The sequence below is a fragment of the Salinirubellus salinus genome, from assembly GCF_025231485.1.
Classification (GTDB): Archaea; Halobacteriota; Halobacteria; order Halobacteriales; family Haloarculaceae; genus Salinirubellus; species Salinirubellus salinus.
On sequence record NZ_CP104003.1, the window covers coordinates 4106101 to 4127382 of the forward strand.

18 protein-coding genes, 1 tRNA gene and 7 pseudogenes are annotated in these 21282 nt (G+C 71.4%); 13 read left to right on the top strand and 13 right to left on the bottom strand.

Annotated features, from left to right (window positions below):
- Nucleotides 1-11: 11 nt before the first annotated feature.
- Both N0B31_RS21390 and N0B31_RS21395 read right to left on the bottom strand, forming a co-directional pair.
- Entirely contained in the window at nucleotides 12-860 is an 849-nt protein-coding gene (locus tag N0B31_RS21390; RefSeq protein ID WP_260593681.1) for a hypothetical protein, read from the bottom strand.
- Nucleotides 785-1351 (bottom strand): hypothetical protein, encoded by a 567-nt coding sequence (locus N0B31_RS21395; protein WP_260593682.1) that lies wholly within the window; start codon nucleotides 1349-1351, stop codon nucleotides 785-787. Before N0B31_RS21395 ends, N0B31_RS21390 begins: the two co-directional genes overlap by 76 nt.
- Before the next feature lie 32 nt (nucleotides 1352-1383).
- Here N0B31_RS21395 and arcC point away from each other — a divergent pair, with 32 nt between their 5' ends.
- Together arcC and N0B31_RS21405 are read left to right on the top strand one after the other, a co-directional pair.
- On the top strand, nucleotides 1384-2325 hold the full coding sequence (arcC, locus tag N0B31_RS21400) for a carbamate kinase (protein ID WP_260593683.1): 942 nt from the start codon (nucleotides 1384-1386) through the stop codon (nucleotides 2323-2325).
- 180 nt (nucleotides 2326-2505) lie between these two features.
- A complete protein-coding gene (locus N0B31_RS21405; RefSeq protein WP_260593684.1) occupies nucleotides 2506-3633 on the top strand; it encodes a DUF4352 domain-containing protein in 1128 nt (375 codons plus the stop codon).
- Nucleotides 3634-3663: 30 nt separating this feature from the next.
- On the opposite strand, the gene N0B31_RS21410 is transcribed toward N0B31_RS21405, so the two are convergent.
- The gene (locus tag N0B31_RS21410; RefSeq protein WP_260593686.1) at nucleotides 3664-4188 is read right to left on the bottom strand and encodes a DUF7097 family protein; all 525 of its coding nucleotides are present in this window, start codon (nucleotides 4186-4188) and stop codon (nucleotides 3664-3666) included.
- A gap of 70 nt (nucleotides 4189-4258) precedes the next feature.
- Here N0B31_RS21410 and N0B31_RS21415 point away from each other — a divergent pair, with 70 nt between their 5' ends.
- The 4 genes and pseudogenes from N0B31_RS21415 to N0B31_RS21430 all read left to right on the top strand — a co-directional run bounded on the left by N0B31_RS21415 (nucleotide 4259) and on the right by N0B31_RS21430 (nucleotide 7711).
- A complete protein-coding gene (locus N0B31_RS21415) occupies nucleotides 4259-4606 on the top strand; it encodes a DUF192 domain-containing protein (protein ID WP_260593687.1) in 348 nt (115 codons plus the stop codon).
- A 29-nt stretch (nucleotides 4607-4635) separates the two neighbouring features.
- Nucleotides 4636-5241 (top strand): annotated as a pseudogene (locus tag N0B31_RS21420) (copper-containing nitrite reductase); the annotation flags it as partial.
- 274 nt (nucleotides 5242-5515) lie between these two features.
- The gene (locus tag N0B31_RS21425; protein WP_260593689.1) at nucleotides 5516-6031 is read left to right on the top strand and encodes a cell division protein CdpA domain-containing protein; all 516 of its coding nucleotides are present in this window, start codon (nucleotides 5516-5518) and stop codon (nucleotides 6029-6031) included.
- A 146-nt stretch (nucleotides 6032-6177) separates the two neighbouring features.
- A pseudogene (locus N0B31_RS21430) lies at nucleotides 6178-7711 on the top strand ((R)-citramalate synthase).
- Nucleotides 7712-7891: 180 nt separating this feature from the next.
- Here N0B31_RS21430 and N0B31_RS21435 read toward each other — a convergent pair.
- From N0B31_RS21435 to N0B31_RS22655, 3 genes and pseudogenes are all read right to left on the bottom strand, one after another.
- On the bottom strand, nucleotides 7892-9061 hold the full coding sequence (locus N0B31_RS21435) for a Mur ligase family protein (protein WP_260593691.1): 1170 nt from the start codon (nucleotides 9059-9061) through the stop codon (nucleotides 7892-7894).
- The gene (locus tag N0B31_RS21440) at nucleotides 9058-10272 is read right to left on the bottom strand and encodes a poly-gamma-glutamate biosynthesis protein PgsC/CapC (RefSeq protein WP_260593692.1); all 1215 of its coding nucleotides are present in this window, start codon (nucleotides 10270-10272) and stop codon (nucleotides 9058-9060) included. Before N0B31_RS21440 ends, N0B31_RS21435 begins: the two co-directional genes overlap by 4 nt.
- Before the next feature lie 202 nt (nucleotides 10273-10474).
- Nucleotides 10475-10908: pseudogene (locus tag N0B31_RS22655) on the bottom strand (bifunctional nuclease family protein).
- A 61-nt stretch (nucleotides 10909-10969) separates the two neighbouring features.
- Here N0B31_RS22655 and N0B31_RS21455 point away from each other — a divergent pair.
- Nucleotides 10970-11335, top strand: a complete 366-nt coding sequence (locus N0B31_RS21455; RefSeq protein WP_260593695.1) for a DUF8081 domain-containing protein — start codon at nucleotides 10970-10972, stop codon at nucleotides 11333-11335.
- A 147-nt stretch (nucleotides 11336-11482) separates the two neighbouring features.
- Entirely contained in the window at nucleotides 11483-11767 is a 285-nt protein-coding gene (locus tag N0B31_RS21460; protein WP_260593696.1) for a hypothetical protein, read from the top strand.
- Between the two features lie 88 nt (nucleotides 11768-11855).
- On the opposite strand, the pseudogene N0B31_RS21465 reads toward N0B31_RS21460, so the two are convergent.
- A pseudogene (locus tag N0B31_RS21465) lies at nucleotides 11856-12997 on the bottom strand (MFS transporter).
- A 190-nt stretch (nucleotides 12998-13187) separates the two neighbouring features.
- Here N0B31_RS21465 and N0B31_RS21470 point away from each other — a divergent pair.
- A pseudogene (locus N0B31_RS21470) lies at nucleotides 13188-13976 on the top strand (enoyl-CoA hydratase/isomerase family protein); the annotation flags it as partial.
- Here N0B31_RS21470 and N0B31_RS22660 read toward each other — a convergent pair.
- The 5 genes from N0B31_RS22660 to N0B31_RS21490 all read right to left on the bottom strand — a co-directional run bounded on the left by N0B31_RS22660 (nucleotide 13936) and on the right by N0B31_RS21490 (nucleotide 18498).
- The gene (locus N0B31_RS22660) at nucleotides 13936-14775 is read right to left on the bottom strand and encodes a helix-turn-helix transcriptional regulator (protein WP_368389207.1); all 840 of its coding nucleotides are present in this window, start codon (nucleotides 14773-14775) and stop codon (nucleotides 13936-13938) included. The pseudogene N0B31_RS21470 and the gene N0B31_RS22660 overlap by 41 nt on opposite strands.
- Nucleotides 14776-14846: 71 nt before the next feature.
- Nucleotides 14847-15347, bottom strand: a complete 501-nt coding sequence (locus N0B31_RS21475) for a halocyanin domain-containing protein (protein ID WP_260593699.1) — start codon at nucleotides 15345-15347, stop codon at nucleotides 14847-14849.
- 10 nt (nucleotides 15348-15357) lie between these two features.
- A complete protein-coding gene (locus N0B31_RS21480) occupies nucleotides 15358-15765 on the bottom strand; it encodes a hypothetical protein (protein WP_260593700.1) in 408 nt (135 codons plus the stop codon).
- Between the two features lie 79 nt (nucleotides 15766-15844).
- The gene (locus N0B31_RS21485) at nucleotides 15845-16633 is read right to left on the bottom strand and encodes a helix-turn-helix transcriptional regulator (protein WP_260593701.1); all 789 of its coding nucleotides are present in this window, start codon (nucleotides 16631-16633) and stop codon (nucleotides 15845-15847) included.
- A gap of 65 nt (nucleotides 16634-16698) precedes the next feature.
- The gene (locus N0B31_RS21490; RefSeq protein WP_260593702.1) at nucleotides 16699-18498 is read right to left on the bottom strand and encodes a M3 family oligoendopeptidase; all 1800 of its coding nucleotides are present in this window, start codon (nucleotides 18496-18498) and stop codon (nucleotides 16699-16701) included.
- Between the two features lie 239 nt (nucleotides 18499-18737).
- Between N0B31_RS21490 and N0B31_RS21495 the strand changes: the two genes are divergently transcribed.
- From N0B31_RS21495 to N0B31_RS21505, 3 genes and pseudogenes are all read left to right on the top strand, one after another.
- Nucleotides 18738-18974, top strand: coding sequence for a DUF8142 family protein (locus N0B31_RS21495; protein WP_260593703.1), 237 nt, complete (start codon nucleotides 18738-18740; stop codon nucleotides 18972-18974).
- A 270-nt stretch (nucleotides 18975-19244) separates the two neighbouring features.
- Nucleotides 19245-20319 (top strand): annotated as a pseudogene (locus tag N0B31_RS21500) (aminopeptidase).
- 19 nt (nucleotides 20320-20338) lie between these two features.
- Complete coding sequence (locus N0B31_RS21505) at nucleotides 20339-20806, top strand: hypothetical protein (RefSeq protein WP_260593704.1); 468 nt, start codon at nucleotides 20339-20341, stop codon at nucleotides 20804-20806.
- Here the strand turns inward: N0B31_RS21505 and N0B31_RS21510 are convergent.
- A tRNA-Ser gene (locus tag N0B31_RS21510) sits at nucleotides 20795-20877 on the bottom strand. The genes N0B31_RS21505 and N0B31_RS21510 overlap by 12 nt on opposite strands.
- A gap of 84 nt (nucleotides 20878-20961) precedes the next feature.
- Between N0B31_RS21510 and N0B31_RS21515 the strand changes: the two are divergent.
- Nucleotides 20962-21282: pseudogene (locus tag N0B31_RS21515) on the top strand (AAA family ATPase); the annotation flags it as partial.

Here is a 21282-nt window from a genome sequence, read left to right on the forward strand (position 1 = left end):
GCCCATCGCGGTCAGCACTCCAGTACGTCGGCGTGGCGATCCAGTATCGTCTCGAGCGTGAGGTTCTTCTCCTCGAGTTCGTAGCGAACCCGGACGACGGGGACGTCGACGTCGAGTATCCGAGCGAGGTCGTGGGGCGTCCCCGAGACCACGACGTCCGGCGCCGCGTTCCGGATGGTCGCGGCCAGGTCCCGACGCTGTGCCTCGCTGTAGCCCATCGCCGGGAGGACCGTGTCGAGGTGGGGGTACTCCTCGAAGACGCGCTGGAGCGAACCGACGGCCGCTGGCTCGGGGTCGACGACCTCGGCGGCCCCGTACCGTCGGGCCGCGATGAGGCCAGCACCGTAGGGCGCGTCGCCGTGGGTGAGGGTAGGCCCGTCCTCGACGACGAGCACCCGCTTGCCGGCGATCTGCTCCCCGTCGGCCGTGATCTTCGAGTTCGCGTGGACGATCTCCGCGTCCGGGTTCGTCTTCCGGACGTTCGTCTCGACCTCTCGAATCGCCCCCGCGTCCGCCGTGTCCTCCTTGTTGACGACGACGTAGTCCGCGAGTCGGAGGTTGGTCTCGCCGGGGTGGTACCGGAGTTCGGCCCCGGCGCGGTGCGGGTCGGTCACGACGACGTGGACGTCGGGTACGTAGAACGGGAGTTCGTTGTTGCCGCCGTCCCAGACGACGACGTCGGCCTCCGCCTCCACGCGCTCCAGGATGGCGCCGTAGTCGACACCCGCGTAGACGACGTGCCCACGTTCGATGTGCCCCTCGTACTCCTCGCGTTCCTCGATGGTCACGTCGCTCTCGTCGAGGCGCTCGATGGAGTCGAACCGCTGTACCCGCTGGGCCACGAGGTCGCCGTACGGCATCGGCTCCCTGACGACGGCCACCTCCTTCCCCGGTCGCGGAGCAGGTCGGCGAACTTCCGTGCGGTCTGTGACTTGCCACACCCCGTCCGGACCGCGTCGACGGCGACGACCGGAATCGACGCCCGGAGCATCATCCGGTCCGGCCCGACGAGGCGGAAGTCGGCCCCGGCGGCGAGCGCACGCGAGGCCTGGTGCATCACGTGTTCGTGCGAGACGTCGGAGTACGAGAACACGACCGTGTCGACGTCGGCCTCCTCGACGACGGTCTCCAGTTCCGATTCGGGGTAGATCGGGATGCCGTCGGGGTACCGCTCTCCCGCCAGCGCCGGCGGGTAGCGGCGGGTGGGGAGGGCGTCGAGTTCGCCGATGTTCTGCGAGGCGGTGTGGGTGAACGCGACGACCTCGACCCGTTCGTCGTCCCTGAAGACCGTGTTGAAGTCGTGGAAGTCGCGGCCCGCTGCACCCATGATCAGGATCCGCGTCTGACTCATGCTACTAACTGTCAGCGCGAACAGGGATGAGTATGGACGACGACTCTCAGCGGGCGGGAACCGAGCCGATTGTCGTGGCCCTGGGCGGGAACACGTTGCTCGGGTCGCAGGGGCACTGGACGTTCGATGAACAGCGGGAGGCCGTCGCCCGGACCGCCCGACAGCTCGCGGACGCGATTCACGCCGGCTACGACGTCGTCCTCACCCACGGGAACGGCCCGCAGGTCGGTACCCTCCTCCTGCAACAGGACAACGTCGAGGAGCCCGCACGACGCCCGCTCGACGTGCTGGTCGCCGAGACGCAGGCACAGATCGGCTACCTGGTGCAACAGGCGCTCGACAACGAACTCCCCGACTCGACGGACTCCGTCACCGTCGTGACGCAGGTGGTCGTGGACCCGGACGACCCCGCGTTCGAGACCCCCACGAAACCCGTGGGGCCGTTCTACACCGAGGCGCAAGCGGCCGAGCGAGCCTTCGAGACCCGACGGGTGCGCAGTGGTGACCGTCCCTACCGCCGTGTCGTCCCGTCCCCCGAGCCCATCGAGGTCGTCGAGGACGAGGAGATAACGAGCCTCGTGGAGCGAGGGACCCTCGTCGTCGCCGCTGGCGGCGGTGGCGTTCCCGTGGTCCGTGACGGCACGCTCCGTGGTGTCGAGGCCGTGGTCGACAAGGACAAGACCTCGCAGGTGCTCGCCGCCGAACTCGGGGCCGAGACCCTCGTCGTCCTGACGGACGTCGAGTTCGCGTACGTGGGCTACGAGACGGCCGACGAGCGACCACTCCGTCGCGTCTCACCAGCGGCGGTGCGCGGGCACCTCGAGGCGGGGGAGTTCGGTGAGGGGAGTATGCGCCCGAAGATGGAGGCCTGCTGTCGATTCGTCGAACGGGGCGGCGAGCGGGCCGTGGTGACCACGCCCGACCGGTTGCTGGAGGCGCTGGCCGGTGAGACCGGAACCCAGGTCCGAGCCTGATCCGGCGGTGAGACGGTGACGTCGGGAGGCGTGCCCCCCGGTCGGCCGAGGCTCCCGCCCGAGTGGTGGCGTTCCGGCGCCGGGTCCCGTACCCGCAGGTGAGGTCGCACTGTCTCACGCCCGAGACAGTCCCGAATCCGCCGAACGTTAACTATGCTCCGGAACGGCCTACAGTCTCGGATGCGACCCACGGTGACACGGCGTGAAGCGGTACTGCTCGGGGGCCTCGGCGTCCTGACGTCGCTGGCAGGGTGTGTGGGGGGCGGCGACGCGCCGTCGGACGGTGACGCGCCGGCCGACGGGCCGAGCGGGAGCGGGGACATCGGCGGGGACTCGAACGGTGCCGACGGGGGCGACGGCGGTGGCGAGGGCGAGACGGCTGGTGACGAGGCGGACGCGCCGGCCGTCTCCGTCCAGCAGGCCGTCGTCGGGGACCTGACGGACCTCGGGCCCGTCGCGGTCGGCGTCGTGGGCGCCGAACGGACGCCGACGGCACCGCTGCTCGGCCCCGGATCGGCCATCGGTGCCGCCGAGGGCAACGAGTACGTCGCGCTCGACGTGGGCATCCGGGGCGACGCGTACGTCGCGCTCGCGGCGGACCTGTTCGCCGTCGCCGTCGACGACACGGAGTACGCCTCGGCCGAGAACTTCGCCCAGATCGCCTCGGCCGAACTCGGGGGGTTCCCGTTCGCGCCGGGGGAACTCCGTCGGTTCCGGCTCCACTACGAGGTGCCCGAGGGGACGAGCGGCGAGTCACTCCGGGTGCTGTTGCGGGTCCGGACGCTCCCGGGTGACTCGTTCGAGGCCCTGCAGCCGCTCCAGGTCGACCTCGGCTCGACGGCCGCCTCGGCCGCCACGTTCGAGCAGGCGTTCGACGTGCCGCTCCAACCGTTCGGCGAGACGGTCTCGCACGAGGGCATCGAGGTGACCATCGGCGAGGTGCAACCGGTGGCCGAGGTCTCGGCCCGCCGGCCGCCCGCCGAGGGGACGGAGTACCTCGGGTTCACCATCGCGGCCACGAACGGGGGCGACCGGCCGAACCCCATCCTCCTCTCGCTGAGCGGGCTCGGCGGCCTCTCGCTGGTCGACGGCACGGGTGCGGACGTGGGCCGGAACGTCCAGTTCACGGGCGAGGTGCTGGGCGGGCGGCAGTTCGACCCGTCGAACGGCCTCGCGCCGGGCGAGAGCGAGTCCGGCGTCGTCGTGGGGGAGGTGCCCGCCGGCGTCTCGCCGCTCTACCTCGTCTGGTCGCCCCCGGCGCTCTACTGGCGTGGTGACGTCCACCGCTACGTCTGGCAGGTCCGCTGAGTCGCGGCCGGGCACTCGACCGGTCACTCCTCACTCCTCCGGGTCGAACCGCTCCGCCGCCGTCGAGAAGGCGGTCTCCGCCTGTTCGCGCGAGCGGCGCTCCTCGGCCGCGGCGATGGCCTCGGCGTCGGGGCCGACGTCGTCGTCCACCCGCGCCCACGAACTGTGGACCTTCGCGTGACACCAGCGACAGAGGTAGACCGTCACCTCGTGTTCCATGTCGGCCTCCGGTTCGCCGGCGTAAGAGAGGTGGTGTTCCTCCAGCAGGGGCCGGACCTCGCCCGGCACGCGGCGCTCCTCGAGGCCACAGCGTAGGCACTCCCGGTTGCGCTGGCGTGACCGGAAGTGCGGGCAGTCCGACCACGCCCACTCGCCGTGCGGGTCGGCCGCTGGGCACCGCAGGTCGTCGGCGTGTCGCTCGCGGGCGAACTCGGGGTCGTGGTCGCCCCGCTCGACCGCGAAGCGACACCGCCCGTCGTCGGTGAGGTGGTCGCACCGCTCGACGAACGCGTAGGGGTCGTCCACGCCCACGGTGGTCCCCTTCGGTGTCTTCACGCTCGGCGGTGGGCGTTCCTCGTACGTGAATCCTCGCAACGCTCTTGGCGACCGGCGGCGAGCGGCGGGTGTGCGCGTGCTCCACCGCCCGACGGACGGTCCCGAACGCCCCCTCGCCACGGACGTCGAGTTCGCCGACGGCATCGTCTCGCAGGGGCTCGGCCTGATGTTCCGCCGAGCCATCGCGGACGACTACGCGCTCGTCTTCCGGTTCGGCGGGACACGAACGCGGGGACTCCACATGGTCTGTGTCCCGTTCGACATCGACGCCGTGTGGCTGGTCGACGGGGAGGTGACGGGCGTCGAGCGCCTGCGTGCGTGGTGGGGACGGGGCGGGTACCGGGCGGACACCGTCATCGAGATGCCCGCCGGTGCCGCCGACGGGGTGGCGGTTGGCGACCGGGTCGTCGTGGAGTGAGACGGGAGGTGGAAGCGGGAGGGAGTGTCGGAGCCGGCGGCGAACAGGCCGAGGACACGGTCGCGAACCAAGGACAGAGACAGCGCGGACGCTTCCAGGTCACCTGCCCCGGCCTGTTCGTCTACCACTGTGCCGTGCCGGATCTCGACTACCACATCTCCTCCGGGATGTTCGGCTGCATCCTCGTCGAACCCGAGGGAGGCCTCCCGGCGGTCGACCACGAGTTCGACTTCGACTCGATGGCGATGGAGGCGCCCACGTACGTCCTCGTCAACGGCGAGAAGTACGGCATCGGCCCGCAGGGGTACAACGACATGGTGATGGAGACGGACGAGACGGCCCGCGTCTACTACGGCGTCGGTGGCCCGAACCTGTTCAGTAGCTTCCACCCCATCGGCAGCGTCTGGGACGAAGTGTACCCACAGGGCGCCATCATGTCCGACCCCCACCGCTACGTGCAGACGACGCCCGTGCTGCCCGGCAGCGCGATGGTCGGCACGCTCACCTCGCCGGTGCCCCTGCCCATCAAGCTCGTCGACCACGCGCTCTCGCGGGTCGCCCGGAAGGGCTGTCTCGCGGTCATCGACGTACAGGGCGAGGCGGACCCGACCATCTACGACCCGAACCCGGCCTGAGGCGGTACGGTCGTGCTCGGGTCGGTCGGCCCCTCCCGAACGACGTGCGGTGGGGACCGGCCACCGGTGAAAGGACTGGACCGACTCCGGTCCGCGACGGTCGAGTGCCGACTCGTATTCGTCAGAGTATTACTTGGAATGAACTATCATGGAATTGAAAACAATTGCCTGAGGGCTAGAACGAGGCGTAGAGCGGTCGTTGAGCCCCTGAGAGGGGTCCGAGGGGCGTTCGGCAACAAAGGTTTTACCGACGTGAGTGTTAGGTTGACTGACAATGGGGGAGGGAAACACGGAGCGCCACTGGCTGCTCGGGGAGGAGTACCGCTTCGGTATCCTGCTCGGCCTCGCGGGGGTCGGCCTCGTCGTCGCCGGGTTCGCCGCGATGGTCGTCGCCGAGCGTGTCGCACCGGCAGCCCCCTACTGGCTGCTCCGGGAGGCTGCCGGCGTCAGCGGGGCGCTGGGGGCACCGGTCGCGCTACTGGGGGTGACACTCACGCTGGCGCCGCGTCGCCCGTCGGTGGTCGGTGGGGCCGGCGTCCTGATAACCACGCTCGCCACGGGGATGTTCGTCGCGGCCTACCCGTCGCGGTGGAACGTCCACCGGAGCGCCGACCTGACGGCCGAGGTGGGGGCGTTCTACCTCGCCGGACTCGGTGTGCTCGCGCTGGGGCTGGCGATGGCGGTCCGTCGAGCCCGCTACCGGATGGGCGAACAGGTCGCCGACACGGGGACCGGGGCGCGGTACGCCCCCGAGGAGTCCGGGTTCGTCTGGAGCGACGACGGCGACTGAGTGTCGGCCGTCAATCTCGCCCCGACCGCCCCGTTTATGAGCACCGGGCTGAAAGCGGGAGACGACTATGTCGCCACACGACATGGAGGATAGAGGAAGTCGCCGCGAGGCGGCTGGCCGTGAAATTCTACGGCGATGAGACACCCGTGAGTGCGCTTTTCGGTGACCATCCCCAGACCAGACCCTCAGCGACGCGTCCGTCGAGTTCCTCGACACGACGCTGCGCGACGGTGAACAGGCACCCGGCGTCTCGCTCTCTCCCGCGGAGAAGGCCGACATCGCCCGTGGCCTCGACGCCGCTGGCGTCGACTACGTCGAGGCCGGGAGCGCGTGTACCGGACCGGGCGAGCGAGAGACCATCAAGCGCGTCGCCTCGCAGAACCTCGACGCGACGGTGACCTCGTTCGCCCGCGGCGTGCAGAACGACATCGACCTCGCACTGGAGTGCGACGTGGACGGCGTCAACCTCGTCGTGCCCGCGAGCGACCGGCACATCGAGACGAAGGTCGGCACCACCCGCGAGAGCGTCGTATCGAAGACGGCCGACCTGGTCGGGTACGCCGCGGACCACGGCCTGTGGGTCGAGGTGTTGGGCGAGGACGGCTCCCGCGCGGACCTCGACTTCCTGGTCGAACTCATGTCCGCCGCGATGGACGCGGGCGCCGACCGCGTCTGCGTGCCCGACACGGTGGGTCACGCCACGCCCGACCGGATGCTGGAGATATACGCCGCGCTGAACGACGTCGGCCCGACCAGCACCCACACCCACGACGACCTCGGACTGGCCGTGACGAACGCGCTCGTCGGCATCGCCGCGGGCGCGGACCTCGTCCACGGCACCATCAACGGCGTGGGCGAGCGGGCCGGCAACGTCGCCATCGAGGAGGTCGCCATCGCGCTCTACCACGGCTACGGCGTGGAGACGCTCGACCTCGAGTACGTCTACGACGTGGCCCAGACCATCGCGAACGCGACGGGGATCCCGCTCGCGCCGAACAAGGCCGTCGTCGGCGAGAACGCGTTCACCCACGAGTCCGGCATCCACACCGACGGCACGCTCAAGGCGACGCGATGTACGAGCCGTACCCGCCGGAGACGGTGGGCCGTGAGCGCCGTCTCGTCCTCGGGAAGCACGCCGGCCGTGCGGGGGTGAAGGCCGCGCTCGCCGAACACGACGTGGACGTGAACGACGACGAACTCTCGGCCGTCGTCACCCGCGTCAAGGAACTCGGCGACCGGGGCAAGCGCGTCACCGACGCGGACCTCCTGACCATCGCCGAGGAGGTGCAGGGCCGCGAACGCGACCGCCGCGTCGAACTGCTCGGACTCACCGCCGCCAGCGGTTCGGGCCAGCCGACCGCCTCGGTCCGTCTCCGGGTGGACGACGAGGAACGGACCGCCGCCGGCACCGGGTCGGGACCGGTCGATGCCGCCGTCGAGGCGGTGGAGGCCGCCCTCGGCAGCGCCGGACAGGCCCAGCTCGACAGCTACCACGTCGACGCCATCACGGGTGGCACGGACGCACTGGTGACCGTCGAGGTGCAGATGTCTCGGGGCGACCGGACCGTCACCACCACCGCGAGCGACGCGGACATCACCGTCGCCTCGGTGCAGGCGATGGTCGACGCGCTGGACCGGCTGCTGGCGTACGAGCCGGACCGGGTGCTGGCCGACGACTAACCACGAAACTTTTCTCGTCGGGTTCGCTCGCTGCGCTCGCGAACCGCTCCTCGAAAACTTTCGATTCAAAAGGCGCAGCTCGCTTCGCTCGCGGCGGGTGGGTGTACCTGTGGAACCGCACCGCGACAGGCCAGCCACCGCGCCGCCTCCACCAGTCGTCGAGAGGTCGAGAACGCCGAATCAGTCGTCAGCGGGGACCGGTTCGCCCGTCTCTGCCTCACACTCGACGACCACCGGGTGCCGCCGAGTGGCGACCTCGCGCCGGAGCGCCTGCGCGAACGGCGGGACGGCGTTGCCCATCAGGACCACCGGCCAACCGTCCGCGAGGGCGGCGTCGAGCACCTCGGCGGCGGACTCGATCCGCTCGTCGTGGGCGACGACTGGGACCCGGAGCCGGCGGGTCAGCACGTCCCGGTGCGCGCCGACGACGCGCACCTGCTCGACCAGTCCCGCCTCCGCGAGCCAGTTCAGGTACTGGACGTACGTCGCGGTACGGCCGGGGCGGTCCGCCCGGAGGTAGACGACGGGCTGGAACACCTCCGGGGTGTCACCCTGGAGCGCCCGACGGACGAGTTCCGTGCTCTCCACGTCGTTGACGTTCGCGGCGTCGAAGACGCGTCCACCGGGGACCCGTGCCCACGCCATCTCGAACCGACCGGCGAACGCCTCGCGCTCTGCGGTCGTGAGCGGTGTGACGCCCGCGAGCACCAGCGCGGCCTCGAGGAGCGCCACCTGCTCGGCCGCCGGGTCGAGCGGCACCTCGGGGCCGACGGCCCGGACCAGCGTGGCGTCACGGCGCGCGAGTTCGCGCTCGAGGTAGGCCAGCACCTCCGGGTTCCGCTCGCCCGTGACGACCTGCACCCCGGGTGGCACCGAGCGTGCCAGCGAGCGGGCGATGCCGAGGTAGCCCTCCCCGAGCGTGTCGAGGTGGTCGCGACGGACGTTCGTCAGCACGACCAGCGTCGGTTCGACGTAGTCCTCGTTCACCAGTCGGGTGGTGTACTCCCGGATGCCCTGGTTCTCGACGACGAGGACGTCCACCGGCACGAACCGGCGGAGTTCCGCAGCCGTCTCGTAGAGTTTGACGGGTCCGGACCGCTCGATGGGGTGGAGCGTCCCGTTGTACAGCGAGTGTGGCTCCTCGCCGGTGACCTTCGCGTACGTGTCGTACCCGCGGGCCACGAACGCCTCGTGGAGCCACGTCACCATCGAGGACTTCCCACGGGTGCCCGTGACGGCGATGCGAACGTCGATATCCGCCAGCCGCCGGCGGTGGTCACGGCCACGGGTCAGCAGCGCGCCGACGCGGCCGACGGTCGTCTCGACCTGGTCGTGGAATCTTCGGGTCATCGTCCAGTCACCTCCGTCGTGAACGGCGACGCGTCCAGCAGTCGCCGCTGGCTCGGTCTGAACCGTTCGAGATCGTACGCCTGCCACGCGGCGGCGGCGAGGACGACGACGCCGGCGGCGACGTGCCAGCCGGTGAGCGGCGTCCCGAGGCCGTCCGGCAGCGGCGTGACCAGCAGTCGGGCCACGGCGAACGAGACGACGAAGATGCCCGCGCTCAGGACGAGCATCGCCGCCCGTTCGCGCCGCGCGGTGGCGTGGACCGCGTAGCCGCCGACCCCACCGAGCAGGCCGACGAACACCGTCGTGAGCCCGCTGGCACCGCCGGTGAGGTCGAGGGCTACCGCCGCCGGGAGCGCCACCAGCACGCCCAGGACCGACCCCAGCGAGAGCGCTCGGCCGTACAGCAGGGTCCGGCGGTGGACGACCTGCACGCCGGCGTAGACGACGGCGACGGTGCCGACGTACAGCGGGAGCACCCACCAGGTCCGGAACGCGAACAGGACCACGAGCGGGATGGCGACGACGCCGACCGACCGGAGCCCCCAGCGGAACCGGACGAACTCCGTCAGCGCCAGCCCGAGACCCACGACGACGGTGACCAGCCCGAGCGTCCCGACCGGCGGCTCGGCCAGCGTCGTCCGGAACCCGAGGATGTTCGCGACGTCCGACCCCGCGTCGAGCAGGACCGGCGTCACGTACGTCGCGGGCGGGCGCGGCAGGAGCCCACAGGTCGTGCACGGCGGCGTCGCCCAGAGGACGAGCGCCACGACGCCGACCACGACGAGGCCGAGGTAGAGCGCCGCGGTCGCGGCGGCGTCCACCAGCCGTCGGTCGGCGTCCTGTCGGTGGAAGTTGTAGGCGGCGATCCCCGGCAGGATGCTCCCGTAGAACAGGAACCCGCTGTCCGGGATGCCGCGGCCGACCGTGGCCGTCACGGCGAGCACGGCGACGACAGGGACGACGGCACCGAGCAGGACGGCCGTGAGCAGGAGACGCCGGCCGTAGAACAGCCAGCGCCGCTGGACGACCTCCAGGCCGACGTACGCGAGGGCGGTGCTCAGGAGGAACACGGGGAGTGCCCACACGCTCAGGAGGGTGTAGACCGCCAGCAGCGAGACGACGACCACTCCGCTGAGCCGGTAGCTACGCGCCGTCGCGGCCCACGCGCCGACGAGGAGCCCCAGGACGACCAGCAGCGTGACGAGTATCATCGCTGGTCACCTCCGTCCCCTCCCGCCACCACCGGAGCGGACTCCAGCGTGGCTCGTGCCCGCGGCGATACCCCGCACGCCGTCCGGTCGCTGGATTCGCTCTTTCATGAGTGACTGTACGAATCCCGTGAGCTTTCGTCCTCGCTTGGCGGAGGCTAACCTCGGGGCGGGGCGCCGAACCCGACCGAGCGGAAGAGTTTGGTCAGGTCACGTCGAACTCCTCCGGCGAGCGCCCGGCCTCCGCCAGCACGTCGTCGCTGACCTGGATGGGACAGTCCAGTCGCAGCGCGACGGCGATGGCGTCGGAGGGGCGAGCGTCGAAGGTGACGGCGCGGCGTTCGCCGTCGCGGTACTGCTCGGCGTCGATCTTCGCGAGGAACGTCCCGCCGGTCAGCGCGTCGATGCGGACGCGGTCGATGGCGGCGCCGAACTCGCCGACCATCTCCACGAGGAGGTCGTGGGTCAGGGGCGGTCGAACGGGTCCCGGTCGAGCGCGTGCTGGATGGACTGGGCCTGGTCGGTGCTGATGAAGATGGGGACCACCCGGCCGTCGGCCTCGAGCATCACGACCGGGGCGTCGGGTCCACTCTCGGTGACGCTCATGCCCAACCCCCGAACCCTGGCCTCGTGCGTCATCGAACCGAACTCGGACGAGCGGGTATGAAAACTTTTGCCACACCTGCGCCAACCGAACGGCGTGAACGGCGAGTTGTCGGCGTTCGAGGCGGGAACCTCGGACGCCGCGGACGAACAGGACGACGGCACGGCCGACGCGGGGTCGCCCGGCTACCTCGTCGACGTGAAACGCTCGGCCCGGAAGGCCAGCGTCGAGGCCGGCGAGTGGGTCCGTGACAACGGCACCAGACAGCGGTTCGACTCGAAGCCGCAGGCCCGTTCGTGGGCGCGCGACCTGAGCGGCGACCGGACGGTGTGGGTCCAGGACGCCCACCCGAAGGACGACAGCGTCGACGGCTACGTGGTCGCGCGTCGCTGGGACCCGGAGCGGAGTCGGGCGCGCGAGCAGACGGCCGCCACCGCACAGACCTCGCTCGACGCCCACTGAGCCACGGGAGGTCACGGGGCCGCGACGTTCATTCCGTTCAACTCCGTTCAGACGCCCGAATCCGGCGTCGAACGGTCGTCGTCTGCTGAACCGACTGAACGCTCTGGCCCCCTCAAGTGGCCCCGGTCCCTCGTTCCGGGTGCAGCCATGAAGCCGACACGCATCGTGGTCGCGGCGCTCGCGGTCCTCGCGCTCACACTGGGCGTGGGGGCCGCGGCCGCGGCCCCCGACGACGCACCGTCCGAGAACGCGCCCGCCGAGGCCGGCCCCCCGAGTGACCTGCCCGGGCCGGTCCCCGAATTCGTGGGCGACATCCACGAGACGGTACGCGGGTTCCTCGACGGGACCGTCGAGAACCTCGGGCAGGCCGTCAGCGACCTGACACCGGGTGACGGCGAGACGCCCGCGTCCGAGAACGCGGGCGGTGACTGACGCCCCGAGTCCCACGACACGGTGGTCCCAACTGACGCACGCACCCTGCACGCAGTCCTCCGCCGCGGTCCGACCCGAGTCTCCCGTTCTATCCACGCCCGCCAGCGAGCCGTGCGGCCTCCGGCCGCCTTCGGAGTCGCTGCATCGCCAGCGTCCCCAGCACCGGTCCGACGACGAGCGGCGCGAACGCCCACTGCCAGCCGACGGCCCCTTGCAGCACCGGCACCAGCTGTATCGACACCGTCGTCAGCAGGAACCCGACGGCCGTCTGGAGGGTGAGCGCCGTCCCGACGTAGGCCGGGTCGGCGAGCTCGGTGACGGCCGCGGAGAACTGCGCGGAGTCGGCCACGATGGTCACGCCCCAGACGAGCAGGAAGGGGAGCAGCGCGACGAGCGGGAGGCCGAAGAACGCGCCCGCCAGCACCGACGCGGACCCGGAGACGACCATCGCGGCGCTCGTGACCCGCGTCCGGCCGAGGCGGTCGGCGTAGCGTCCCGCGGCCACGGCCCCGACGCCACCGACGGCGATGGTCCCGAACGTCAGCAGTGAGGCGAGGCCGCTCGCGCCGTCGACGGCCCGCGTCGCCACCAGGTAGGCCGGGAGCCACGTCCAGACCGCGTACAGCTCCCACATGTGCCCGAAGTAGCCGAGGTTCGCCAGCGTGGTGGCGCGGTCCGAGACGACCCGCCGGACGGCCGCGGGGTCGAACGGAGCCGCCGGGGCCTGATGCGGGCCGGGGCGGACGAGCAGTATCAGCCCCGCCGCGAGCACGGCGAGGCCGCTCGCCCCGAACAGGACGAGGCGCGGGCGTCCCACGCCGCCGAGCGCCCGCAGGAGGTGCGGGAGCGCGGACCCCACCGTCAGGGCGCCGACGACGGTGCCGATGGCGAGGCCACGCGCCTCGGTGAACCACCCCGCGGCGATCTTCATCCCGGGCGGATAGACGCCCGCCAGCGCCACGCCGGTCAGGAACCGGAGCGCGACGGCGGGGACGAGCGTGTCGACACTGGCGGCGAGGGCGGCCGTCGCGCCCGCGCCGGCGACAGCGCTCGCGGCGAACAGGTAGCGCGGCGGCACCGCGTCCGAGAGCGTGAGCGCGGCCGAGAGGAGCGCCCCACGACGAACCCGACCTGCACGGCGCTCGTGAGGAGGCCGACCTCACCCGGGGTGAGTCCCCACGCGGCGGCGAGCTCCGGCGCGACGGCCGACGCCGAGAACCAGAGACTCATCGACAGGAGTTCGGCCGTCGCCACCAGCGCCAGCGCCCGCCACTTCGTCGGTCGCACGTCCGGTCCCGAGGTGGGGCGCCGACTTGAACGCCGGTCGTTCTCGCGCGGCGGGTGCATCGCGGCGATGGGACCGTCACCGGCCCGACCGGTCCGGCCCAACGCTTAGGCTCCCTGCCACGAACCCTCGGGTATGAGTGACAGTCGACTCGTGGAGGAGTGGGAGTACGCCCGTCTGGAGGTCGAGGGACACCGCGCGGACGTGACCATGACCCGGTCGGACAAGCGCAACGCGATGAACGAACCGCTGCTGGAGCAGTTGCGCGAGGCCATCGAGGCCGCGGACGCCCACGACGAGGTGCGCGCGCTGGTCCTGCAGGGCGACGGGCCGGTGTTCTGCGCGGGGATGGACCTCGAGATGATGCGTGACCGGAAGGAGTCGGGTGCGACGGCCGAGCGGTTCCCTCGCCTGCTCGAGACCATCGAGTCGGTGTCGGTGCCGACCGTCGCGGCCGTCAAGCGCGCGGCCCCGGCCGGCGCGTTCGAGTTGACCCTCCCGTTCGACTTCCGGGTCCTCGGCAGCGACGCTCGCTACGGGGTGCTGGAGGTCCAACTCGGGACGTTCCCGCACGGCGGGGCGACCCAGCGGCTCCCGCGGCTCGTGGGGCTCTCGAACGCGAAGCGAATCGTCCTCACCGGCGACTGGGTCGACCCCGAGGAAGCGAGGACGATGGGACTGGTCCACGACGTGGTCCCGGACAACGAGGTGGACGCCCGTGCCCGCGACCTCGCGGACGACCTCTGCGAGAACGCGCCGCTCGGGATGGCGAACGCGAAGGTGGCGCTGAACGCGGCGCTGGAGACGCCGCTCGACGAGGGGCTGGAACTGGAGCGCACGCTCGGCGCCCAGCTGGACGACACGTACGACTACCACGAGGGGTTCAGCGCACGCATCGAGGACCGCGAGCCGGAGTTCGAGGGACGTAGTCGAGCGAGTCGAAGTCGGCCGCGGTCACGCGCGTGGCGGCCTCACGGTACTCGTCCAGCGTCCGGTCGACCCACTCGTGGACGACTGGGTCGCTCGTCTCGAGCAAGGCACAGGGGGTGTCCTCCTCGTCGTACGGGAGGACGAGTGCGGTGTCGTCGACGGTCACCAGCGAGAACGGGACCGACCCCTCGTACCGGTAGAGCCTGACAGCATCGGAATCCAGCAGTTCACGGACGGTCGCGGCCGTCTCGGGGTGCGTCCGAGTCACGTCGACGGCGGCCGCTGCGAGGGTTATCTCGTAGGTCTGTCCCCGACTCACGAGGTCACGCTGCCTCGCGACCGTCTCGGGGTAGACGTTCGCACCGAGGAACCGGACCCTCTCGGCCGTCTGGACGAGGTCGCCGACCCGCCGGAGGTGGGCCGACGGGTCCGGCGAGTGCGGCACCGTGACAGTCGCGTCCCGGAGGTGTGAGAGGTCGAACGGCAGCGCCGGCGGGAGGTGCGGGGCCACCGCCCGGAGTCGCTGCGTGGTCTCGACCGTCTCCAGGAGGTCGCCGAACGCGTCGAAGAGGAGCCGACCGAGCGGGGTCAGCCGGTACTCGCGCCCCGCACGGTCGACCCACCCACGGGCCTCGGCGTCGGTGAGGACGCGCCCGAGCGTCGGCCGACTGATACCGGTCACGTCGTGGAGTTCCGGGCGGGTGGCGGACCGTTCGGCCAGCGTCTCCAGCACCCGCACCCGGTTCGCGGAGCTAGCGAGGAACTCGACGTCGTCGAGCGGCGTGACGGGCATATCGCTCTCTCAGCACGCCGACGAGCAAGAACACGCGCTCGCCGCACGCCCGGACCCGGTCCCCGAGCGGGCTACGCGAGCACCGTGACGGCCCCGCGCATCCCCATCCCGCGGTGCGGGGTGCAGTAGTACCGGTGGACGCCGGGCGTCTCGAACCGGTGTTCGAAGACGTGGCCCGGTCGGTCGGTCAGCGGGCCGCTCGTGAACGACCCGTCCAGTGCGACCACGTCGTGACTGCCACCGTGCCCGGACCACGCGAAGCGGACGGTGGTGCCGGGTGAGACCGCGACCGCCGGGGGCGCGAACTTGAAGTAGCCGAGCGACCCCTTCGACCCGACGATGACCGTGACCGTCTCACGGCCGCGCCAGTCTTCGGTGCCGGTGTAGGTGCTCACGCCGTCGAACCAGGTGCCGTAGTCCGGTTCCGAGCCGAGCGTCGGCTCGGTCGGGGACCGCGTCGGCGTGGGAGTGGGTGTCCGGCCACGCGCGCCACAGCCGGCGAGCGTCGTCGCCAGCACCAGTGCGCCCGTCCCGAGCAGGTAGTCCCGTCGGCTGATGCCGATCCTGTCCATCTCGCACCTCCTACCGCGAGCGAGCGACGAGGCGTCGCTCGTTCAGGAGCAGGTAGACCAGCATCGCGACGAGCGCGAGCTGGACCGCCTTGTCGACGACGCCGAGTGTGAAGTCGGGCATCCCCTGGAGGTACCACATCGCGACCTGACCGAGCGTGAACGGGATACCGAGCGCGTAGAGCGCGCGTCGGTAGACGTTCAGCAGGAGGCCGAGGACGGCCGCGAAGAACACGACCGCCGCGAACCCGAAGGGGAGGAACCCCTGCGTGAGGTAGAGATACGCGTGGATCCCGCCCGTCACGGCCGCGAGCCCCGCGACGACCCAGTGGGCCGTCGTCATCGTCTCGGCCCGGTAGCCGAAGCCACCGAGCGTGCGTCCACCGGTCGTCTCAGTCGCCGTCCGTACAGTCGCTGCCATACCCCCAGAGACGACCGCTCGGAGCATCACGATTCCCGGTGAAAACGTTCCACGACGTGAGCACCTGCCACGCCGCGACTCACCCGGTGAACGCCGTGGCCGTCACCGGTTCGGCCCCCTCGACGTACTCGCGGAGGGTCGTCGCCACCCACTCCCGGACGGTCGGGTCTGTGCTCTCGACGAGACCACGGGGGACGCCGCTCTCGTCGAGCGGGGCGACGAGCGCCACCTCGTCGACGAGACCGAGCATCACTGGCACCGTCCCGTCGTACCGGTAGACGTCGACGCAGCCCGACGCCAGCAGGTCCGCGGCGAGCTGGCGTAGCTCCGGGTCCGACCGGGCCCGCTCCAGCGCGGCGGCAGAGAGGACCGCCACCTGTCGCTGGCCACGCCCGGTCGAGCGCCGGTGCTGGCGTTCGAGCGACTCGTGGAACACGGACCCGGCGAGGACCCACGAGGAGTCCGCGCCGTCCAGCAGTCGCTCGACGCGCCCGACGTGGGCGAGCACGTCCGTGTCCGTCGGGAGCGTCACCGTCGCGTCGGCGAGCAGCCGCAGGTCGAACGGGAACGCGGGGAGCCACTCGGCCAGCGACTGCAGTCGCTGCATCGTCTCGACCGTCTCCAGCAGGTCGGCGAACTCGACGGCGAGGGCGACCCCGAGCGGCGTCAGCTCGTAGACTCGACCACGCTTCCTGGCCCAGCGTCGCTCGACCAGGTCGTCGAGCGTCCGCGTGAGCGTCGCCTGCGCGATGCCGGTCCGGTCCCGCAGATCGCCCCGGGTCGTGGCACCCCGGTGGAGTGTCTCCAGTACGTGTACCCTGTGTGCCGAGCGAGCGAGGAACTCGACGTCGTCGAGTGGGGTGGTCATGCCGACTCGACAGGCCACCGGCGGGCAAAAGCGCGCGTTCGCCGGGTGCTCGGTGGCCCTCCGTCTCAGTCGACGTACCGGTCGAACACCGTGGCCGCCCGCTCGTAGGTCGACGGCTCGCGCGGGTCGGCCCCCAACCGCGAGAGCATCGTCACCGAGTCCTCCGTGGCGCCGGTCCGGAGGAAGGTCCGGTAGTCGGCCGGTGTGAGGTCGCCCGCGCGCAGTCCGTCGAAGACGGCGGTCGAACCGGCGGCGCCGAGGACGTACTGGTAGTGGTGGTAGGGCTCGCGGCGGTAGCTCCCGGCCAGCCAGCGGCGGTCCGTTTCCGGCGGCTCGACGGCCGGCTGGAACTCCGCGACGAGGTCGGTGTGCCACCCGGCGAGGCGCTCGCGGCCGAGGTCGCCACCGTCCTCGACGTGGCGGTGGGCCCGGTGGCCGAGGGTGGCGTTCCGGGCCGTGCGGAAGAGGTTGCCGCCGAGGAACTCCAGCAGGCGGTCGCGGGCGAACGGGGCGAGGTCGGGCCGCTCGTCGAACAGGTGGTCGGCCAGCAGGAGTTCGTGGAGGAGGCTCGGCACCTCCTCGACGGGCCGGGGCATCGTCGCGTCCAGCGGGTCGCGGGCCTCCCGGAGGTGTTCGGCGGCCACGGCGTGGCCGAGTTCGTGCGCGAGGATGGAGGCGGCCTTCACCGTCCCGTCGTAGGTGACGAACAGGTACGGGCCGGGGTCGTACCCCCACGGGCCGAACCCCAGCAGGTCCTCGCGGTCGGCGTGGGGCAGCGCGTCGACGCGGCGCTCCGCCAGCAGTCCCGCGAGCGTCTCGCGGTACGCCTCGCCGAGCGGTGCCACGGCGTCGAGGAGGAGGTTGGTGGCCTCGTCGACGGACACCTCGGGGTCCGCGTCCGCCACGTCGTCCCGATGTGTGGCCAGCGGTACCCGGAGGTCCCACGGCCGTAACTGGTCGACGCCGAGCGTCTCGCGTCGGCGCTCGTGGGCGCGGTGCCACGGGTCGAGGGCCTCGTGGACGGTCCCGGTCAGCGTGTCGTGGACCGACTCGGGAAGGGCGAGTCGCCGACCGGTCGAGGGGTAGGTCTCCTTCCGCAGCGCCATCTCCCGCACGGAGTCGTAGTCCCGGGCGTCGGCGCGGGCGACGTGCGAGGCGACCACGTCGGCGATGGCCCGCGTGGCAGTGCCCTCGACACGCCCGAGGCGCTCGTAGTAGGCCTCGAACGCACGACGACGGAACTCGCGGTCGGGGTGTCGGAGTGCGGTCTGGAGACGGAGCCACGTCACCTCGACGGCGTCGCCGCCGCCCGGTCCCGCGACGGTTGGCGCGTCGAAGTCCTCGTTCGTGACGGTCCAGTAGGTCCGCTTCGGCGAGTCGAGTGCGTCCGAGACGGCCGCGAGGACCCGTTCGCCCTCCGGGCCGAGGGTGTGCTCGCGCTCGCGGAGGACGTCTTCGAGCAACCCGGCGAAGCGGTCGCCGACGCCGTCGCGGTGGCGCTCGACGGCGTCGGGGTGGGCCGCGAGGTGGCGGAACAGCGCCCGTCTGGCCTCCTCGAGTGCGGCGCTCGTCTTGCGGGCGCGGGTCGCCCGCTCGGTCCGGGTTTCGTCGCTGGTGTCGGTCTTCTCGCGGAGGCTGGCGTAGAGCGAGACCCGCTGGTCGAGACAGACGGCCCGCTCGTAGGTGTCGAGGGCGTCTTGCAGCGCCGTCGCGGAGTCGGTCGCGCTCTCGGCGCGGGTGTGGAGGTCGTTGATGCGGTCGGTCAGGTCGGCGTGGGCGGCCTCCCAGGCGTCGGCGTCGGCGAAGACGCGAGAGAGGTCCCAGCGGTGCCGTTCTGGGACGGCGGAGCGTGGTCGTGATGACATCTGTCGAAGGGTGTGGCGCGTGTGTCGGACACGCGAGCCGTGGCCACAGAGCGATACCGGCGTCAGAGACGAGTCGTGCTGGGCATCCTTCGACCTCTACCGACCAGAGCCGGCCACCCCACAAGAGCGTTTGGCCGGTGCGAGAGGGAGTCACGTCGTCGCGCAACGACGCGCTCGGTGCCGTCGGCGGTGGGTGACCCGAGACGCGATGTTTTTGTCGGCCGCGCCCCGGGGTGGGTATGGAGGAGTTCCGGCTGAGCCGCAAACAGGCGTTCCTGGCGATGCTCCCGTTCCTCGGGCTCGGCATCGCCGACGTCGTACTGCTGTTGCTCTGGGGGCTGGACCCGCTCTGGGGGTTCATGATACTCCCGCCCATCCTCGCGGTGAGCGTGCTGGCGTGGGTGGCGTTCCGGGGTGGGCTCGCCCGCGACCGGACCGGCGAACCGGACCAGACCGGGTTCGACCGCGGCTACTGAGCGTCTGACGCTCGTCTGCTGGGTGCTGAAGTGGCCGGCGCGACGAGCCTCGTCCGTGCCCGTCGAACCAGTGATGTGTCCGACCTGTGGGTGGACCGGCACCGAGAGTGACCTCGACGACGACGCCTGTCCGGCCTGTCGCACCGTGGTCGGTGCGACGGTCTGAACTCCACTTCTTCGCCCCGCAGCGCGGTCCCGACGCACGACCAGTTTCACTTCCACCACGGTCGGCCGGCGGACGTTGATACGCCGTCCGCCGGCCCTCCAGTCGTGGACGAACGCGTCAGCAGACACGCCGAGGTACTGGTCGAGCACTGCACCGGGGTCGAGCGCGGCGACGAGGTGCTGATCCGCGCGCCCTCGGTCGCCGAGGACCTCGTGGTCGCGCTCTACGAACGCGTCGGCGAGCGGGGTGCGAACGCGACGACGTGGCTCGGAGCCCTCGCGCCGGCCGAGCGAGAGCGCGGGCGATGGACGCCGACGACTTCTCGACGAGCGAGCACCGCCTCGCCGCGATGGAGGCCACGGACGTCGTGATACTCGTGCAGGGCGCCCGGAACCGCGCCGCTCAGTGCGACGTCGACCCGGCCAAGGGGTCACCGGCGAGCCGCGCACGCCAGCCCGTCCTCGAAGCCCGACTGGACACCCGGTGGGTCATCACCCAGCATCCGACGGCGGCGGACGCGCAGGCGGCCGAGCGGAGCACCGAGGCGTGGCGCGACACCGTCTACGACGCGGTCGACCGCGACTGGGCAGCGCTGCGCGAGCGCCAGCGCGCATCGCCGACCGACTCGACGCGACCGACGAGGTCCGGGTCAGCGCGGACGGGGTCGACCTCACCCTCGACGTCTCGGGGATGGACGCGGCCGACGACCACGCCACCCACAACCTCCCCGGCGGCGAGGTGTTCACCGTCCCACGACTCGACGGCGTGGACGGCGAGGCCACCTTCGACGTGCCGGTGCGCCGTCACGGCCGTGAGGTCCGGAACGCTCGCCTCGTCTTCGAGGACGGCCGCGTGGTAGCGCACGACGCCGAGACCGGTCGTGCGGTGCTGGACGAACTGCTGGCGACCGACGAGGGCGCGAGCCGGGTCGGCGAACTCGGCTTCGGGACCAACCGCGGCATCACCGAGGCGACGGGCCGGACGCTGTTCGACGAGAAGATGGGTGACACGGTCCACGTGGCGCTGGGCGACGCGCTTCCGGAGTGCGTGCCGGAGGGGTGGACACGAACGAGTGCGGTGCACGTGGACCTGATCACCGACGTGGGGTCGGGCGAGGTCCGGTTCGACGGCGAGGTGGTGCAGGCGGGTGGCGCGTGGTGGTTCGAGCGCGAGGCGTGAGCGTAGCGAACGCCTCGAGGTGGCGATCGACACGCGAGCCGTTCGTCCTCGGCGTCGCCGATCCGGGCCCGCCGCTCCACCCGACTTCTTCGAGCGGCGCCGCCTGCCGCCATCGACCGGCGGGCGGAAGGCACCCACCCGACTGCAGACCGTCGCCGACCGCGACGACGCCGTCTCGCTCGTCCAGGCCGGCGTCCCGACCCGCGAGGTCCTCGTCCCGTCGCTGACCGTCGACGGCACCGGCTACCAACCACACGAGGCCGACTCCCCCGCGACGTACCCGGTCCCGCTCTGCTCGTGGGGCGACCCGGACCCCGCGAGGCGGCGTTCGTGGCACTGGTGCGGAGCGAGCACGGGCAGTCCAGGTACGTCGAGAACGACCGGGACCTGCTCGTGGTGGGAAGTGAACGGAGGACGCGCCGGGGCTCGCGCCCTCGCTACGCTCGGCACGCTCACGAGTCGAGAACGACAGAAGCGCCGAGGGTGAGATTTGAACTCACGTGTCCGTGAGGACAGCAGATTTCGAATCTGCCGCCTTGGCCGACAGGCTACCTCGGCTCGTCACACACTGGGACGCTTTCGAGTTTAGTGATTTCGGTCTCGCCCCGACACGCCTAACACCCACGCGGTCGCCCACCACCCATGGACGTACCCGACGCCGCCGACGCCTGCACCGCGGTCCTCGACGCGGTGAGCGAGGCGGTCATCGCGGACCGGCAGTTCCTCGAAACCGTCCTCACCGGCGTGGTCTCGAAGGGCCACGTCCTGCTGGAGGACGTCCCCGGCACCGGCAAGACCCTCACCGCCCGCTCCGTCGCCACCGCGCTCGGCCTCTCGTTCTCCCGCGTCCAGTTCACGCCCGACCTGCTCCCGACGGACGTGACGGGGTCGAACGTCTACAACGAGCGCGACCGGACCTTCGAGTTCCGGGAGGGCCCCATCTTCGCGAACGTCGTCCTCGCC

Excerpts from the sequence above, each read along its gene's own strand:
- N0B31_RS21390 (WP_260593681.1), bottom strand. The coding sequence starts at position 860 with ATGCCGTACGGCGACCTCGTGGCCCAGCGGGTACAGCGGTTCGACTCC.
- N0B31_RS21395 (WP_260593682.1), bottom strand. The coding sequence starts at position 1,351 with ATGAGTCAGACGCGGATCCTGATCATGGGTGCAGCGGGCCGCGACTTC.
- arcC (WP_260593683.1), top strand. The coding sequence starts at position 1,384 with ATGGACGACGACTCTCAGCGGGCGGGAACCGAGCCGATTGTCGTGGCC.
- N0B31_RS21405 (WP_260593684.1), top strand. The coding sequence starts at position 2,506 with ATGCGACCCACGGTGACACGGCGTGAAGCGGTACTGCTCGGGGGCCTC.
- N0B31_RS21425 (WP_260593689.1), top strand. The coding sequence starts at position 5,516 with ATGGGGGAGGGAAACACGGAGCGCCACTGGCTGCTCGGGGAGGAGTAC.
- N0B31_RS21435 (WP_260593691.1), bottom strand. The coding sequence starts at position 9,061 with ATGACCCGAAGATTCCACGACCAGGTCGAGACGACCGTCGGCCGCGTC.
- N0B31_RS21440 (WP_260593692.1), bottom strand. The coding sequence starts at position 10,272 with ATGATACTCGTCACGCTGCTGGTCGTCCTGGGGCTCCTCGTCGGCGCG.
- N0B31_RS21460 (WP_260593696.1), top strand. The coding sequence starts at position 11,483 with ATGAAGCCGACACGCATCGTGGTCGCGGCGCTCGCGGTCCTCGCGCTC.
- N0B31_RS22660 (WP_368389207.1), bottom strand. The coding sequence starts at position 14,775 with ATGCCCGTCACGCCGCTCGACGACGTCGAGTTCCTCGCTAGCTCCGCG.
- N0B31_RS21475 (WP_260593699.1), bottom strand. The coding sequence starts at position 15,347 with ATGGACAGGATCGGCATCAGCCGACGGGACTACCTGCTCGGGACGGGC.
- N0B31_RS21480 (WP_260593700.1), bottom strand. The coding sequence starts at position 15,765 with ATGGCAGCGACTGTACGGACGGCGACTGAGACGACCGGTGGACGCACG.
- N0B31_RS21485 (WP_260593701.1), bottom strand. The coding sequence starts at position 16,633 with ATGACCACCCCACTCGACGACGTCGAGTTCCTCGCTCGCTCGGCACAC.
- N0B31_RS21490 (WP_260593702.1), bottom strand. The coding sequence starts at position 18,498 with ATGTCATCACGACCACGCTCCGCCGTCCCAGAACGGCACCGCTGGGAC.
- N0B31_RS21495 (WP_260593703.1), top strand. The coding sequence starts at position 18,738 with ATGGAGGAGTTCCGGCTGAGCCGCAAACAGGCGTTCCTGGCGATGCTC.